This window comes from Bacillus sp. PS217, assembly GCF_037963535.1.
Lineage (GTDB): Bacteria > Bacillota > Bacilli > Bacillales > Bacillaceae > Bacillus > Bacillus subtilis.
In genome coordinates this window covers 3187237-3201932 of the sequence record NZ_CP150157.1, presented here as the reverse complement: position 1 = coordinate 3201932, position 14696 = coordinate 3187237, and the positions used below count along the sequence as shown (strand labels likewise).

Genomic DNA, 14696 nt, shown 5'->3' with positions numbered 1-14696 from the left:
TTGGATTAGAAAAAAACCCCTGAGAATCGTCTTCCCAGGGGAGAATGTTTTATCTTTTTCCTTTAATATAAGGCACGCCATTGGCTTTTGGCGCATCTGCCCGCCCGATAAAGCCGGTTAAAGCGAGAATCGTTAAGACATAAGGAGCCATCAGCATATACACATTTGGTATGTCTTTAAAAAGAGGGAGCAGCGATCCAATGATGCTTAAGCTTTGGGCGAATCCGAAAAACAGGGCGGCCCCCAGTGCTCCGATCGGATGCCATTTTCCGAATACAAGCGCTGCCAGGGCGATAAAGCCTTGCCCGGAGATGGTAGAGTGCGTGAAATCAAGCGCAATTGTAGAGGCATATACGCCGCCGCCGAGACCGCCGAACAATCCGCTGATCATCACGCCGATGTAGCGCATTTTATATACGTTGATTCCCATCGTATCGGCCGCCATCGGATGCTCTCCGACAGAACGGATACGAAGGCCGAACGGCGTTTTGAACAAGATAAACCAGGAAATAAAGGCAAGTGCTATTGCAAGAATAGACGTATAATAGACATCCGAAAAGAAGATCTTTCCCAAGACGGGAATATCGCCCAAACCGGGGATTTTCGTCTTATAAAAAGGCTCTGGAATTTTGTCTGTCTGCGCTTTGCCGTAGATCAGTTTGACGATAAATAAAGTTGCCCCAAGCGCCAGCATGTTAATGGCGACACCGCTGACTGTCTGGTCGGCGCGAAACGAAATCGCCGCTGCCGCGTGAATCAGTGAAAACAGGGCGCCTGCTGCCATGGCGGCAAGGAGCGAAAGCCAAGGTGCGGCGGCACCTAATTCCGGGCCAAAAAATAAATTAAATAGCACGCTGGTGAACGCCCCGATAATCATGAGGCCTTCTAAGCCGATATTCACCACACCTGATCTCTCGGAAAACACGCCGCCGAGAGCAGTTAAAATAAGCGGGGCCGCATAGACGAGTGTGGCAGGGACAACGATAGATAAAATCTGCACAATGTCCACTTAGTTCGCCCCCTTTTTCTTCAATTTGCCCATGACGAAACGAATCGCATAGCTTGAAGCCACAAACAGAATAATAATAGCAATCACAATATCAACGACCTCTGATGGAACGCCTGATTCAATCGGCATATTTAATGCGCCGATTTTCAGCCCGCCAAGCAGGCATGCTGCCAGTACAACGCCGATGGCTGTGTTTCCCCCGAGAAGAGCGACAGCGATACCGTCAAAGCCTACGCCAGTAAATGCGCCTTTCACTGCGGCGTATTCGAATGTTCCTAGCCCCTCCATGGCTCCGGCAAGGCCTGCAAAAGCGCCGGAGATAAGCATGGAGGTCATGATATTCTTCCGCACGCTCATGCCGGCATACTGGGAAGCGTGCTGGTTAAACCCGACCGCCCGGAGCTCAAATCCTTTTGTAGTTTTGTTGATGATAAACCACATGATAACTGCTGCGAGAAGGGCAACGATGATTCCCAAATGCAGCCGTGAGTAATCGGTGATCTGTTCAAGAAAAGGAGAGCGGAGGGAGGCGGATTCGTGAATTTTCCCCGTCTTGTCCTGATGATCTGTCAAGACGTTTGAAATGATGTAATTGGTCATGTGCAGCGCGATATAATTCATCATAATGGTGACAATGACTTCATGAACGTAAAATCGCGCTTTCAAAATGCCGGGAATAAACCCCCATAATCCTCCTGCAGCTGCCGCTGTAATCAATGCGAGCGGCAAGTGAATATATGCCGGTCCGTCAAACGCCGTACCGACCCAAACCGCTGCTGTCCAGCCGACGAGCAGCTGGCCCTCGACGCCGATATTAAAGAGTCCGGTTCGGAATGCAAAGGCGACAGCCAATCCAGATAAAATATAAGGCGTAATTTGCCGGATTGTTTCACCGACATAATAGATTTCTCCGAATATCCCATTCCACAAAGCCGAATATCCGCTGGCCACACTGTAGCCGCTCACAAGCATAATCAACGCGCCGGCCGCAAGACCAAGGATGATTGCGATGAGCGGCACGAGTAAATGAGAGAGTCGTTTAACCATTTGCTTTCCCCGCTTCCTTTTGCGTGCTTCCTGCCATCAAGAGACCAAGCTCCTGTTCAGTGGTGTCCTGCGGATTAACGCTGGCGATAATGCGTCCTTCAAAAATAACGGCGATTCTGTCACTGAGATTCATAATTTCTTCAAGCTCAAACGAGAGGAGAAGAACGGCTTTCCCGGCATCACGCTGCTCAATGAGCTTTTTATGGACAAATTCAATCGCTCCGACATCAAGGCCGCGAGTCGGCTGGGCGGCATTTAATAAATCAGGATTTCTGTCTACTTCCCGCCCGATAATCGCTTTTTGCTGGTTTCCGCCTGACAATGCCCGCGCGTGTGTATATTCATCCGGCGTTCTGACATCGTACTCGCTGATCAGGCTGCGTGCTTTTTTGTACATTTCGCCTTTATGTAAAACGCCCAATGCAGAATACGGCTTTTTGTAATAGCTTTGCAGCAGGATATTCTCTCCGATTGGAAAATCAAGGACGAGACCGTGTTTATGGCGATCCTGAGGAATATGCCCGATCCCGGATTCAGTGATTTTTCTTGGCGTCAGGTTTTGGATCTGTTTTCCGTTTAAGGTGATTGTTCCTGAATCTGTTTTGCGGAGTCCTGTCACCGCTTCGATCAGCTCTGATTGCCCGTTTCCGTCGACGCCTGCTATGCCGACTATTTCTCCCGCTTTGACAGAAAGAGACAAATCTCTGACTGTCTCTATTCCGCGGGTATCCTTTACAGTTATGCCGTCAATCGCAAGCACTTCCGCTCCCGGCTGAGCAGCTCTCTTTTCAGTTTTGAACGATACCTCGCGGCCGACCATTAGACTGGCGAGTTCGTCTTGGTTTGTATCACGGACATCAAGGGTTTTGATGCCTTTTCCTTTACGGATAACCGTAACGCGGTCACAAATCTCCATAATCTCTTTCAGCTTATGGGTGATTAAGATGATGGACTTCCCTTCTTTGACTAGGTTCTTCATAATTTGCATCAGTTCCTTAATTTCATGAGGCGTCAAAACAGCCGTCGGTTCATCAAAAATCAGAATATCGGCACCGCGGTAGAGGGTTTTTAATATTTCTGCGCGCTGCTGCATACCGACTGATATGTCAGCTGCTTTTGCTTCAGGATGGATCTGCAGGCCGTATCGATCGGAAATGTCCTGCACCTCTTGGCCAGCACGCTTCCGGTCAATTCTGCCAAACTTCTTTGGCTCCTTCCCGAGAATAATATTTTCAGCAACTGTAAAGGTGTCAACAAGCATAAAGTGCTGGTGCACCATTCCAATTCCAAGGTCATTCGCTTTGTTCGGGCTGTTGATGTGCACCTTCTCGCCGCGCACCCGAATCTCACCCCGCTCCGGCTGATACAGCCCGAAAAGGACATTCATCAATGTTGATTTCCCCGCTCCATTTTCACCGAGCAACGCGTGTATTTCGCCTTTTTTGACTTGAAGATTGATATTGTCATTGGCGACGATACCTGGAAACTCCTTGCGGATATTGAGCATTTCAATGACATATTCCATTGATTGACCGCTCCTTTATTTCAAAATAAAAGAAAACAAGGGATAAGGGCTCGACCTCCTTATCCCTGCGATTCTTATTCAGCTTTGAAGGTTTTCAGCTCTTTCTCAGTTGCCGGGACTTCCAATCCGTCGATGATTTTTTTCTTCCATTTATCGACCGCTTCGATCACATCATCCGATAGATTTTGTTTAGATGGAGAAATGCCGACTCCGTCTTGATCCAGCCCGTAGGTAAGTGTTTCGCCGCCCGGGAACTTTCCGTCACTCGCTTTTTTCGTTACATCTTCAACGACTGTATCTACTTTTTTCACCATGGAAGTGAGGGTGACGTTATCATCTGTTCCTTCTACCTGGCCTTCTGCGTATTGGTCTTTATCGACACCGATGACCCAGACATCGCGTTTTGGATCTTCTTTCTTCAGGTTTTTCGCTTCAGTAAAGACGCCTGTGCCAGTGGCGCCCGCAGAGTGATAAATAACATCTACGCCTGATTTATACATGCTTTCGGCGGTTGCTTTGCCGACATCGGCTTTATCGAAACCTCCTGCGTATTTCACTTCTACAACGGCTTTAGGGTTAACTGCTTGCACGCCGGCACGGAAGCCGACCTCGAATTTTTTGATTAACTCTGATTCCATGCCGCCTACAAAGCCGATTTTTCCTGATTTGCTTGATAGGGCTGCGGCCACTCCGACGAGAAATGAGCCTTCCTGCTCTTTAAACGTAATACTTGCGACGTTGTCTTTATCGACAACAGCATCTATAATCGCAAAGTTTGTATTTTTGCGCTGGTCAGCAATTTCGCTGATTGAATCCTCCATTAAGTAGCCGACGCCGTAAATTAAGTCAAAATTCTCACGCGCCAATTTATTTAAGTTCGTTGTATAGTCTGCATCTGATTTGGATTGAAGATAGTCGTAACCGTTTTTGCCTTTTTTCAGCCCATTCTCTTTCCCAAAGGCTTGGATGCCTTCCCAGGCTGATTGGTTGAAGGATTTGTCATCCACTCCGCCTACGTCAGTAACCATCGCCACACTGAATTTGTTTTTGCCTTCGCCGGAGCCGCTGCTTTTTTCGCTGTTTCCGCATGCTCCTAATATGGTGCCTGCTGCGATCACAAGTGACATCGCCAATCCGATTTTTCGTTTATTCAAGATATAACCCCCCAGAAAAATTTGGTTCAAAGCTGATCCGGCCAGTCATATGATGGGCTGTCCTGAACAATTTCTTAGAATCGATAAAATTTTCTGATAATAACAAATGGAATGCGCTGAGACAGTTCTATTCTTCCCTGAATAAGCGTGGTGTGAGTATTTCCTTCGAAAGGCGGGAAAGAGAAGGATGCGGAAGGCGTTCCGGGCGGAAAACCGTGACATCGTTTTCTGAAGTAAGACTTATGACTTAGTTTTTCGGGATCAACTAACCAATCATAATTTATCATTTAACTAATAAGAAATAAATAGAATTTCGCATAATTTTTTAAAAAGTATCTATTTTTAGAATTATTTGCTTAAAAATGTGAAAGGCCCTTTGTTATTCTTGTATAACTTATCAACAATAGAATCAAGCATCTTGGCAAGAGATATGACAGGAAAAACGCACTGCTCAAAGCAAGCAGTGCGTTTTCTTATAGATATTGCTTTATTCCGTTAAGGTTGCTGTTGTTGACGTTGTACTGAAACACAGGTCTTCCGATCGTTCCGTACGCCATTTCTACATTCAGAACCTGTATATCTTCAAGAAACTTTAAGTATTTTCGTATGGATACTTGAGAGATTTCTGTGTGCTTTGCCAAGTCTTCTGTCGTAAAAGATTCATTTTCAAATGACTGGATACTGGACCAGATCAGCTTCAGCGTGCTTTTTGTCAGGCCTTTAGGAAGCTGCACTTTTTCTGTTGCTTCTTTCTTTTGAAAAAGCTCGGCGTCCAGTTCTTTTTGGCTCATGTTGCGATGGGTTGAATACACCTTTTGTTTTCGTCTGTAATCAGACAGAGCCGTTTGGAAACGTTCAAATTCAAACGGTTTGATTAAATAATCAACAGCTCCGTACCGAAGTGTTTTCTTGATCACGTCAAGTTCGCTGGCCGCTGAGATGACAATCACGTCAACCGCTTCATTTTGGGCTCTCAATTCCGTCAGCAGTTCCAGCCCGTTTTTTCCCGGCATATAAATATCAAGCAAAATGAGGTCGATATGATGCTCGCCTAAAATGTGCAGAGCGCTTTGAAAGGAAGAAGCGATGCCTTTCAGCTGAAAGCCATCTATTTGGCTTAAGTATCGTTTATTTAATTCACCCACCATGGGGTCATCTTCAACTATTAGTACATTAATCATGATTTTCCTCCTTCGGTTCGTACGGGATGCGAATACTGAATGTCGTTCCTTCATTCTTTTCGCTTGTGAGGATCATTTGGCCTTTTAAATTTTCGATGCTTTGCTGTGTGAAATAAAGGCCGAATCCCCGGTTTTTGCCCTTTGTTGAATAGCCTTGTTCAAATACTTTGGCTTGGTCTTCTTCAGACATGCCTGCTCCAGTATCGGTAATTTCAATATCAAGTATGCTGTCATGGAAGCGCATGGACATGGTGATTTGTTTTTTCGGCATATCGGCAACGGCGTCTAAGCCATTGTTGATGAGATTTCCGATGATTGTAATAAGTTCATGGATGACAGAAGGGTCTGCCGCGTTCGGGATGACACCGTTGCATTCAATATCAAGATTTGCGCCCTGCTCACGTATAAAGCTTTGCTTTCCGAGCAGAAAACCGGCCAGTACGGAGCTTTTGACATCATTTATAATTTCACTTGTTTCTGATTTTTGCTGAATGGCAATATCTTTAATATAATCTCCAAGATCATCATACTCTTTCAGCTGGACGAGACCTAATATCACATGCAGTTTGTTCATAAATTCATGAGACTGCGCTCTCAGTGCGTTTGCATACATTTTAACACCGGAAAGCTGTTCAGCTAAATGTTTTACCTCGGTCTTGTCGCGGAATGTTGCAATCGCTCCGACAGTTTGTCCTTTCAGCTGGATAGGAACTTCATTAAACACAAGCTCCAGCCCGTTAATGCGGACGTCTCTGTCTTGAAGAGGTTTTTTTGTCTCAATGACCTTTTTCAAGCGGCTTTTCGGCAAGATGTCATCTACATCCTGATCAATGGGATTTGTGTTGATGCCCATTTTGACGAATAGGCGTTTTGCTTCCGCGTTGGCAAGTTTAATTTTGCCATGTTCATCGACAGCGAGTATTCCTTCCTTCGTCGATTCCAGCATCGCGCTCCGTTCTTCAAGCAGAGTCGCAATTTCATAAGGTTCAAGTCCGTACATGATATTTTTCACTGTACGGGCGACGATAACGGCTCCGATCACACCGACGAAGATGCTGACGCAAATAATAAAGTAAAGCGGCCGTAAGCTATGGCTGATCACTTCATCAATTTCATTTACGGTGATGCCGACCGCGACTGCACCGACTTGTTTCCCATTCTCCGCGTAGACAGGGACGAACGCTCTCTGCGATTTCCCGAGCGTGCCAGAGGCTGTGCTGATATGGACATGCCCTTTTAATACCTCGGACTCATCACCGCCTCTGAATTTTTTTCCGATTTTGCTCGGGTCAGGATGGGTTTTGCGGATACCGTTCATATCCATGACGACAACAAATTCCGTGCCGGTAATTTTCTGAACCCGCTTTGTGTAGCTCTGCAGTTCCTTTTGTTTTTTTCCGCTTTCTAAAGCAGCGGCTGTCATCGGCGCTTCAGCTACCATTTCAGCAGTCTGCAGCGCAGTGGCCTTTTCCTGATCTCTAATTCGTTTGGTGGTTTGGGCACCGACTGTAAAAAACGTAATGAGCAATGCGATTAATACAACGATACAAACAAATATGGTGAGTCTGGTTTGCAGTTTTAATGTTTTTTTCATATAAAACTTCCTTACGTTTTATGATTCCTGCGTACTACTTTACTCTCAAAATGCTGCTTTGTGAAGATTTGGGACCGTAATTCGTAAAAAGGAGAAAAAATGGAATAATTTATCTTGTCAATGTGTTTTAAGTCCTCCATAATAAATGAGGTAGATTATAGAAAGGGACTTTTTTATATGAAAAATACTTATTTGACAGGATATTTTCCGCTGATTGCGATCCTGCTTTTTAGTTCGTCCTTATCCATCTCAACTTCACTTTATGCGTTGAAGATGCTGTCTTCATTTGGAATGTATGATGGAATGCTCGATTATTTTTCAGAGAAAGGAATCAGGCTTGCGTTATTTGCTGCCTTTGCACTTTTATATTTTATGGTTCTGTCCGCTCTGAAATTAATTGCAAATACCGTGACCGAGCTGTCATTGCTGTTTTTTGCTAATGATCCGGAAGGGAACAACCTGAAAAAACTCAGAATGGGTTCCATGATTTATTTGGGCGGCGGGATTTTATCCTTTGTGCTCTTGCAAAATGTCATTTGGATTGTGATCTGGTTTGCGGTCGTCACGCTCGCTTACTTTGTGTTTACCGTGTACCGGATTTATTCGACGCTTTCTCTCATGTCATTAGTCGGATTCATTCTATTGGAACTGCTGTTTTGGTTTACCTTTGTTATCGGTATTCTGTTCATATTTATCAAGCTTTATAATAGCATAATGGCTAGCTTACCTGTGTAAGCTAGCCATTTCAGCGTTTGGTGGTCAGATTTGCGCTTCGTGCTCTATACGCAATAAAACGGCGGCTAGATTCTCAGGTTTCCGCCGTTTCACAACTTCAAAAGTTTTCAATCACGCTGAAAAGATGACAAAATCCTAAAACGAAGCCGTTTTAGGATTTTGTCAACAATCTGTGATGGCTAGCTTCCTAGCCATTTTTTATTTACGGTAAAAATCTTTTTTTAATAGAAGGGGAGGGGAGCATACATTCATTTTTTTTGCCAAACCACTTATAGCGGTTGTTGGCAATGAAAGAATAGACCATATCTCTGACAGGCTTCGGCACTGCGAAAAACAGGACAAAGAGCCGCCATGGGCCTCGCAGATGCCTGAAAACCTTAATGGCTGCAGTTGACTTTGTGTACACTTGGCCGTCTTCAATAAAGACAAAGCTGTCAAACCGATCAGTCGGAAGCCCGCTTTTTTTCAGCAGGCTCTGTCCTGTTTCCGACTGCAGCGATGTGAAAGAAATCAATCCGTCCGGATCACGTTTAATGATAAACTGCACGGCGCCATTGCATAAATTGCAGACACCGTCAAACAGCAAAACGCGATTTGGAATTTGTTCTGAAGTCACTCCATATCCCCTCCGATCCTTTAATAAGCCGCTTGCAGCGTTCCTTTCCAGATGGAAAGCTGAGGGCTGATGCTGTGAAGATATTCAACGCTGGTCGGTGTATCCTTTCCGACCCAGACACCCATTGTATACGTATCAGTCAGGCCGACAAACCACATATCGTGATAATCATTTGATGTTCCGGTTTTACCGCCGATGTAAGGCGCATTGAAATATGCTTTTTTCCCTGTTCCGCTTTTCACAACGGAAGACATCAGTTTTTTCAGCTGCATGTTCGTGCGGACGCTGAATATTTGAGTCGCTTTATCATTCCATTTATAAAGCGTTTTTCCTTTAAGGTCTGTCACCTTTGTAATCGCATGGCTCGGCGTATAGCTTCCGCTGTTTCCGAATGTCGTATAAGCCTTTGTCATCTCAAGAGGCGTCATGCCGTTTGTAAATCCGCCAAGCGCCGCCGGAAGAAGATAGTCACTGTCGACAAGTTTGGCAAAATGATACGGCTCAATATAACTGAATGCCTTTTGGATGCCGACGCGGTCGAGCATTCTAATAGCCGGGGTATTATATGAATTTTTAAACGCCGTATCAAGCGTCACTGTGCCGTAAGTGCGGTTATTGTAGTTTTGCGGACAGTAGTCTTTGCTGCAAAACTTGCTGGCATCAATGGTGCTGCTTGTTGTCGCGCCGGTCTGTTCAATATAAGGGCCGTAATCAAGAAGCGGCTTAATGGATGAACCCGGCTGCCTGTACGCCTGGTAGGCGCGGTTAAAGTCATATTTTTGATAGTTTTTCCCGCCGGATAGAGCGATGATTTGATGCGTCTGGTGATTAATCACAGCCGCTCCGCCCTGTACGTCCGCATACGGGAGCTTGGAATTCATTTGTGCCACAACTTGATTTTGCATATACGGATCAAGTGCAGTATAAATTTTCACACCGTCTTTCATCAGCGTGCTGACTCTTGCGGACAGCTCGTTTTCGATCTTTTCTTTTTGTTTTCCTGATGCTTTTTGAAGGCGTTTATCAAAGCCTTCTGATTCAGACACCAGCTGAGTGAATTCATCATTGACGTAGGAAACGTAGTCAGGATATTTGTCTTCTCTTTTTTCAACATCCAGTTTGATTTTTTGTTTTACGGCTTTTTTCAGCTCTTTGTCCGTAATGACCCCGGCATCTTTTAGCCCTTTAAGCAAACGTTCTTGACGGCTTTTCGTGTAGTCAAAATGCTTGAGAGGATCATATAATGTAGGGTTATTAGGTATAGCACAGATAAAAGCCATTTCTCCCACTGTGAGAGATTTCAGCGGTTTGCTGAAATAGAATTCAGCCGCTGAACCGACGCCATAAACACCATTGTTAAAATAAATGGTATTTAAGTAAGCTTCAAGAATTTCATTTTTCGTATATTTTTTCTCCAGCTGATAGGAATACGCGAGCTCTGTCAGCTTGCGGCTGAAGGAGCGTTCGTGGCTCAAATACAAGTTTCTAGAAAGCTGCTGTGTGATGGTGCTGGCACCCTGGTCAATTTTCTTGTCTTTTACGTTAGAAGCAGTAGCCCGCACCATTCCCATAAAGTCAAAGCCTTTATGCTCGTAAAAATGGCGGTCCTCAGATGTTAAGAAAATCTGTTTGACTTCCTCGGGAATCTTGTTAAATGGAACGAGCACACGGTTTTCGTGGTCGCTGACGATTTCCGAGACAAGGGAGCCGTCCCTGTCATACATGTAGCTGTTCTGAACAAGGCTGATATCTTTCAGATTAATATTTTTATCAAGCACCTGATCCAGGGACTTCATTTGTTTTACTTCTTTTCCGGAAGCGATAACTGTAAATGCAAACAATGGGATTATGCAAAGGAGCAAAATCCATCCGATTATTTTTCGTAACATGGTCACTCTCTTTTCTCCTAAATTCTAGCCATATCGTACCATTCTTTTGAGATTACGAGAAGGTTAAATTTAGAAGATTCCTCAGTTTTTTCTCGGAATCAGCTTGCTTTGGCATAAGAATCTTTCCGAAGTTTCTGCATGATCCAAAGCATGCAGGCGCCGGCGAAAAAGAGAAACGCCGTGACGTAAAAGGTGGCCGAAATGGTAAAGTGGCTCGATATGATTCCGCCGAGCAGAGGCCCGAGCACGTTTCCTAAAAAGCGAAAGCTGACATTGTAGCCGAGAACTTCACCTTGAATGCTGCCGGGAGCCTGAACGCGGATCGCTGCCGTAATGCATGGCAGCAAACCGCCCATCGCCATTCCGAATAAAAATCTGAAAACAAGGAGCACGCTGAGTGAGGACGCGAGCGCCTGCGGAATAAAAAAGAAAGAGGCGGCGAGCAAAAGTCCGATTAAAATGCGGCGGTGGCCGTAGCGGTCGCCCAGATCACCCCATTTTCTAGCCAGCAGCAAACTTCCGAGCCCCGTTGCTGAAAATGCCATGCCGGAGAAAAAGGCAAGATTGACAGGTCCGTGCAGCTCATTTACATATAAAGCGAGCAGGGGCTGGATACTGAAATTGCCTGTTTGAATCAGCATGGTTAACAGCATCATGACCCACAGCGCCGGCTGGTGAAAAATATAGGAGAGCACTTCTTTTCTCGAGTAAGACGTACGTTTGGCTGTTTTCTCTGCAAGAGGCTTTTCTTTGACACCAAATAACACGAGAAGAACAGACGAGAAAATCACAAAGGATGTGATAAAAAAGGTATACGTAAAGCCGAAACGATCAGCAAGCATGCCTCCCAAAAGCGGGCCGAACAAGCTTCCGGACACTTGCCCCATTTGCAGCGTGCCAAGCGTTTTGCCGGCTGAGCTCTTCGGAGTCTGTGCCGAAATCATCGCAAGAGATGTTGGGATGAATCCGGTTACAAGACCCATTGCCATACGCAGAAAAAACAATTGGTACACCGATGTAACAAAGCCCATGAAGAAAATGCTGAGGGCAATGCCTGTTCCGGTTGCCATAAGGATTTTCTTATATCCGCGTTTGTCTCCGAACCGTCCCCAAAACGGGGATACCAAAAACGCCATGAGAAATGTAATGCCGAACACATAGCCGCTCCACCTTTGCACAAAGCCGTTTGAAAAAGAGCTGAGCGTCTCAATGTATAAGGAGAGAAAAGGAACGATCATCGTTGTGCTAGCGGAGACAAAAAAGTTCGCCAGCCACACAATGACAAAGTTTTTCTTACGGATAGATATAACATCACCTTCTTATTATTTCGGGTTCCTTACTAATTATAAAGAAACGATTCACAATTTAAAAGAAACGAAGCGGCTGGGAAAATTCATTATTTTTAGAAAATGAAGAAATGTCGAGAAGGGGAATTGATATACTATAAAGATAGCATTTTCTGATCGGAGGAAAGGCAGGTGTAAAAAGGTGACGACAAACAGCTTACTCATTATTGATTTCGAATTTACAATGCCCGATGGAAAGTACAGTCCTCAAAACTTCTTCCCGGAAATCATTGAAGCCGGAATTGTAAAGTCGATTGATGATGAAGTGGTTGAGACGTTTTCTAGCTATGTTAGACCGAAAAAGTTCCCGAAGCTTACGAAACGCTGCAAATCATTTTTAAAAATAACCCAAAAACAGGTAGACGAAGGAATGAGATTCGAGGATTTCATCCGTAAACTAAACGAGCTGGATCCTGAGAAAAACAGCACAATTATTACGTGGGGAAACATGGATATGAAAGTGCTGAAGCAAAACTGTATGTTTAACCATATCCCTTTCCCGTTTAAGGGAGAAATGAGAGATTTATCGCTTGAATACAAAAACTTTTTTGGAGACCGGACATTGACGGGTTTATGGAAAGCTGCCGAAGAGTATGGAGATTCCGGAACCGGCACCCATCATAAAGCGCTTGATGATGCTCTTACAGCATATAAACTTTTTAAGCTTGTTGAGCAGGATAAGCAGTATCTCGAAAAGCCAAAACCGCCCACAATCGGCGAGAGAATCGATTTAACCGAACTGTTGAAGCGCGCGACGTAAAAAACCCAATCTTTTGTCAGACTGGGTTATGGCCGGTTAAAATATTCTTTTTCTAAAATGTCCAGATTATGAAGGGAGCGCTTTGCCCACTCCGAACCATCCTCATTCAATTTGGCTCTCAGCTGTGCTGTCGCCTCCCGCAGAGATTTTGTATAATCCGGCACTTCACCATCATAAGGCTTCACCATATGGTGGGGGATATTGGTCTGTTCACCATATGCAAGCGCTTTTCTCTCATGAAAAAATGGCACATCCGCCTGTTTTGGATGATGAAGGTCTCCTTGAGCGGGATGGGTAAGAACCGCTTTCACTTTCACTAAATAGTGCTGCGGCCTGCAAGCCGTGATTTCTCCTATGTATACACCTGTTTTGTAAAATCCTTTAACGATAGAGCCTGTTTCAAACGTGCTCATCTGTCATCACCTCGCATTTATTCTATTAAAGTTCCAATCGATTTGCTAGTGAGGAAGATCAGCGGGAAGCTTAATGGTCACCGTAGTGCCTTTTTGGAAGCTGCTGTTAAATGAAATGGTCCCGTGATGATGTTCAATAATGGAAAAGGTTACGGTGAGGCCGAGTCCCGTTCCGTTCGTTTTTAAGGAATAATAAGGTTCGCCGAGTTTTTGCATTTGATGGTCTGTCATCCCGACCCCATTGTCTGTGATGTTAATCATGATCGTATGGCCGTTTCTTTTGGCTGATATGTGGATCATCCCCTTCCCGTGAGGAACCGCTTCAATACTGTTTTTCATCAGGTTGATGACAGCCTGCTTCAGCTTTGTTGCGTCTCCGTATATCAAAAGGTCCGGTTCTGTTTCAGCCTCGACGGTTACTGACTTGTAATTGGCGTACGACACCATAAGGGAGCTTGTCTCTTTGATAAGGGCAGATAGGTCAAAAACCTCTTTTTCGTATAATTGCTGTTTGGCCATATCGAGATAGTTTGTAATAATGCCTTGCGCCCGGTCAAGCTCTGACAGTACAAGCTTTTTGTAATCCGCACTCGACTTGTTTTGTAAGGTTTCGTCATTAAAAAGCAGCTGGACAAACCCGCGGACAACTGTCAGCGGATTCCTGACCTCATGGGCGACGCTCGCTGCCAGTTCACTCACAATCGTCATTTTTTCAGAATGGATAAGCTGTGAACGCAGGGCGATATTTTCGGCGATGCTTTCGATAATATAGATGCTTAATAGAAGAACACTGGAGCGGAAAAGCCCTGAGACTGCCGCCTCGTAAACGAAAATTCCTGATTTTTGAAAATTTAAAATATTCAAGGCGGAAAGAATCCAGCTTGAGGCGAAAAATAGGAAAATCTCCACGCAGCTGATCAATAAAGACAGCAGCAGTTTTTTCGCTTTGGACATGAATGGCCATTTTTTCTGAAATAAGATTGGGATAATGATAAGAAAAGGCAGCAAAGTGAAAACAAACATTGCGGAAGGTTCGTAAAAAAGCAGTTCAAAACATAGGACAGATGCGGCGACTGTAAGTCCGGAAGCGGTACTAATGTAAAATAAACAAATGATAACGGGAATCATCTGAAGGCCGTATTGTATGTAGTCCATTTCATGAATCGGGAAAATAATGCATAAAACGGAGGCGCCGCAGGCGAAGAGCGTGACCAAACCGCTGTTTATTTTTGGCACAAGAATCGCAGGTTTTCCAAGCCAAAACACTTGGTAAAGAAGAATAGGAAACAAAATAAAGCAGATGTGCAGAAGATAGTCTTTTAGAATTTCCATTCGTGTGAAATCCTTTCGTATAAAATATGAATCTATTATAACACTAAATATTAGAAGTAAAATATAAAATTCCTTTATTAAGAACGCCTTTACAA

At 44.5% G+C, this 14696-nt stretch carries 14 protein-coding genes; 3 read left to right on the top strand and 11 right to left on the bottom strand.

The window, feature by feature from the left end; genetic code table 11:
* Positions 1–49: 49 nt before the first annotated feature.
* The 6 genes from nupQ to maeL all read right to left on the bottom strand — a co-directional run bounded on the left by nupQ (position 50) and on the right by maeL (position 7510).
* The gene (gene nupQ, locus NSQ83_RS16700; protein ID WP_046663919.1) at positions 50–1009 is read right to left on the bottom strand and encodes a guanosine ABC transporter permease NupQ; all 960 of its coding nucleotides are present in this window, start codon (positions 1007–1009) and stop codon (positions 50–52) included.
* Positions 1010–2056 carry a guanosine ABC transporter permease NupP gene (gene nupP, locus NSQ83_RS16695; protein WP_029318495.1) on the bottom strand — a complete coding sequence of 349 codons (1047 nt, stop codon included), beginning with the start codon at positions 2054–2056 and terminating at the stop codon, positions 1010–1012. It lies immediately after the preceding gene.
* Positions 2049–3581 carry a guanosine ABC transporter ATP-binding protein NupO gene (nupO, locus tag NSQ83_RS16690; protein WP_046663918.1) on the bottom strand — a complete coding sequence of 511 codons (1533 nt, stop codon included), beginning with the start codon at positions 3579–3581 and terminating at the stop codon, positions 2049–2051. Before nupO ends, nupP begins: the two co-directional genes overlap by 8 nt.
* A gap of 74 nt (positions 3582–3655) precedes the next feature.
* Positions 3656–4735 (bottom strand): BMP family protein, encoded by a 1080-nt coding sequence (gene nupN, locus NSQ83_RS16685; RefSeq protein ID WP_204551361.1) that lies wholly within the window; start codon positions 4733–4735, stop codon positions 3656–3658.
* 473 nt (positions 4736–5208) lie between these two features.
* Positions 5209–5916 (bottom strand): two-component system response regulator MaeM, encoded by a 708-nt coding sequence (maeM, locus tag NSQ83_RS16680; protein ID WP_014477821.1) that lies wholly within the window; start codon positions 5914–5916, stop codon positions 5209–5211.
* On the bottom strand, positions 5909–7510 hold the full coding sequence (gene maeL, locus NSQ83_RS16675; RefSeq protein ID WP_015384507.1) for a two-component system sensor histidine kinase MaeL: 1602 nt from the start codon (positions 7508–7510) through the stop codon (positions 5909–5911). Before maeL ends, maeM begins: the two co-directional genes overlap by 8 nt.
* Positions 7511–7687: 177 nt before the next feature.
* Between maeL and NSQ83_RS16670 the strand changes: the two genes are divergently transcribed.
* Positions 7688–8245 (top strand): YufK family protein, encoded by a 558-nt coding sequence (locus NSQ83_RS16670; RefSeq protein ID WP_003228837.1) that lies wholly within the window; start codon positions 7688–7690, stop codon positions 8243–8245.
* A 202-nt stretch (positions 8246–8447) separates the two neighbouring features.
* Here NSQ83_RS16670 and NSQ83_RS16665 read toward each other — a convergent pair whose 3' ends face one another.
* The 3 genes from NSQ83_RS16665 to NSQ83_RS16655 form a co-directional block, all read right to left on the bottom strand.
* Positions 8448–8861 (bottom strand): thiol-disulfide oxidoreductase DCC family protein, encoded by a 414-nt coding sequence (locus NSQ83_RS16665; RefSeq protein ID WP_015384506.1) that lies wholly within the window; start codon positions 8859–8861, stop codon positions 8448–8450.
* A gap of 20 nt (positions 8862–8881) precedes the next feature.
* Entirely contained in the window at positions 8882–10756 is a 1875-nt protein-coding gene (locus tag NSQ83_RS16660; protein WP_076457651.1) for a transglycosylase domain-containing protein, read from the bottom strand.
* Between the two features lie 92 nt (positions 10757–10848).
* Positions 10849–12027 (bottom strand): multidrug efflux MFS transporter, encoded by a 1179-nt coding sequence (locus NSQ83_RS16655; RefSeq protein ID WP_072173680.1) that lies wholly within the window; start codon positions 12025–12027, stop codon positions 10849–10851.
* Here NSQ83_RS16655 and NSQ83_RS16650 point away from each other — a divergent pair.
* Together NSQ83_RS16650 and kapD are read left to right on the top strand one after the other, a co-directional pair.
* Positions 11960–12163: a hypothetical protein gene (locus NSQ83_RS16650; RefSeq protein WP_029318498.1), complete on the top strand. Its 204-nt coding sequence runs from the start codon at positions 11960–11962 to the stop codon at positions 12161–12163. The two genes, NSQ83_RS16655 and NSQ83_RS16650, sit on opposite strands and share 68 nt — an antisense overlap.
* 75 nt (positions 12164–12238) lie before the next feature.
* On the top strand, positions 12239–12856 hold the full coding sequence (gene kapD, locus NSQ83_RS16645; RefSeq protein ID WP_003228846.1) for a 3'-5' exonuclease KapD: 618 nt from the start codon (positions 12239–12241) through the stop codon (positions 12854–12856).
* A gap of 26 nt (positions 12857–12882) precedes the next feature.
* On the opposite strand, the gene kapB is transcribed toward kapD, so the two are convergent.
* Positions 12883–13269, bottom strand: a complete 387-nt coding sequence (kapB, locus tag NSQ83_RS16640) for a kinase-associated lipoprotein KapB (RefSeq protein ID WP_046381295.1) — start codon at positions 13267–13269, stop codon at positions 12883–12885.
* 45 nt (positions 13270–13314) lie between these two features.
* Positions 13315–14601: a sporulation sensor histidine kinase KinB gene (gene kinB / locus NSQ83_RS16635; RefSeq protein ID WP_003228853.1), complete on the bottom strand. Its 1287-nt coding sequence runs from the start codon at positions 14599–14601 to the stop codon at positions 13315–13317.
* Positions 14602–14696: the final 95 nt, after the last annotated feature.

What these genes read in the sequence shown, in the direction of transcription:
- nupP (WP_029318495.1), bottom strand. Translation starts at nt 2,056, where the DNA reads ATGGTTAAACGACTCTCTCATTTACTCGTGCCGCTCATCGCAATCATC.
- nupO (WP_046663918.1), bottom strand. Translation starts at nt 3,581, where the DNA reads ATGGAATATGTCATTGAAATGCTCAATATCCGCAAGGAGTTTCCAGGT.
- maeM (WP_014477821.1), bottom strand. Translation starts at nt 5,916, where the DNA reads ATGATTAATGTACTAATAGTTGAAGATGACCCCATGGTGGGTGAATTA.
- maeL (WP_015384507.1), bottom strand. Translation starts at nt 7,510, where the DNA reads ATGAAAAAAACATTAAAACTGCAAACCAGACTCACCATATTTGTTTGT.
- NSQ83_RS16670 (WP_003228837.1), top strand. Translation starts at nt 7,688, where the DNA reads ATGAAAAATACTTATTTGACAGGATATTTTCCGCTGATTGCGATCCTG.
- NSQ83_RS16650 (WP_029318498.1), top strand. Translation starts at nt 11,960, where the DNA reads ATGTATAAGGAGAGAAAAGGAACGATCATCGTTGTGCTAGCGGAGACA.
- kapB (WP_046381295.1), bottom strand. Translation starts at nt 13,269, where the DNA reads ATGAGCACGTTTGAAACAGGCTCTATCGTTAAAGGATTTTACAAAACA.
- kinB (WP_003228853.1), bottom strand. Translation starts at nt 14,601, where the DNA reads ATGGAAATTCTAAAAGACTATCTTCTGCACATCTGCTTTATTTTGTTT.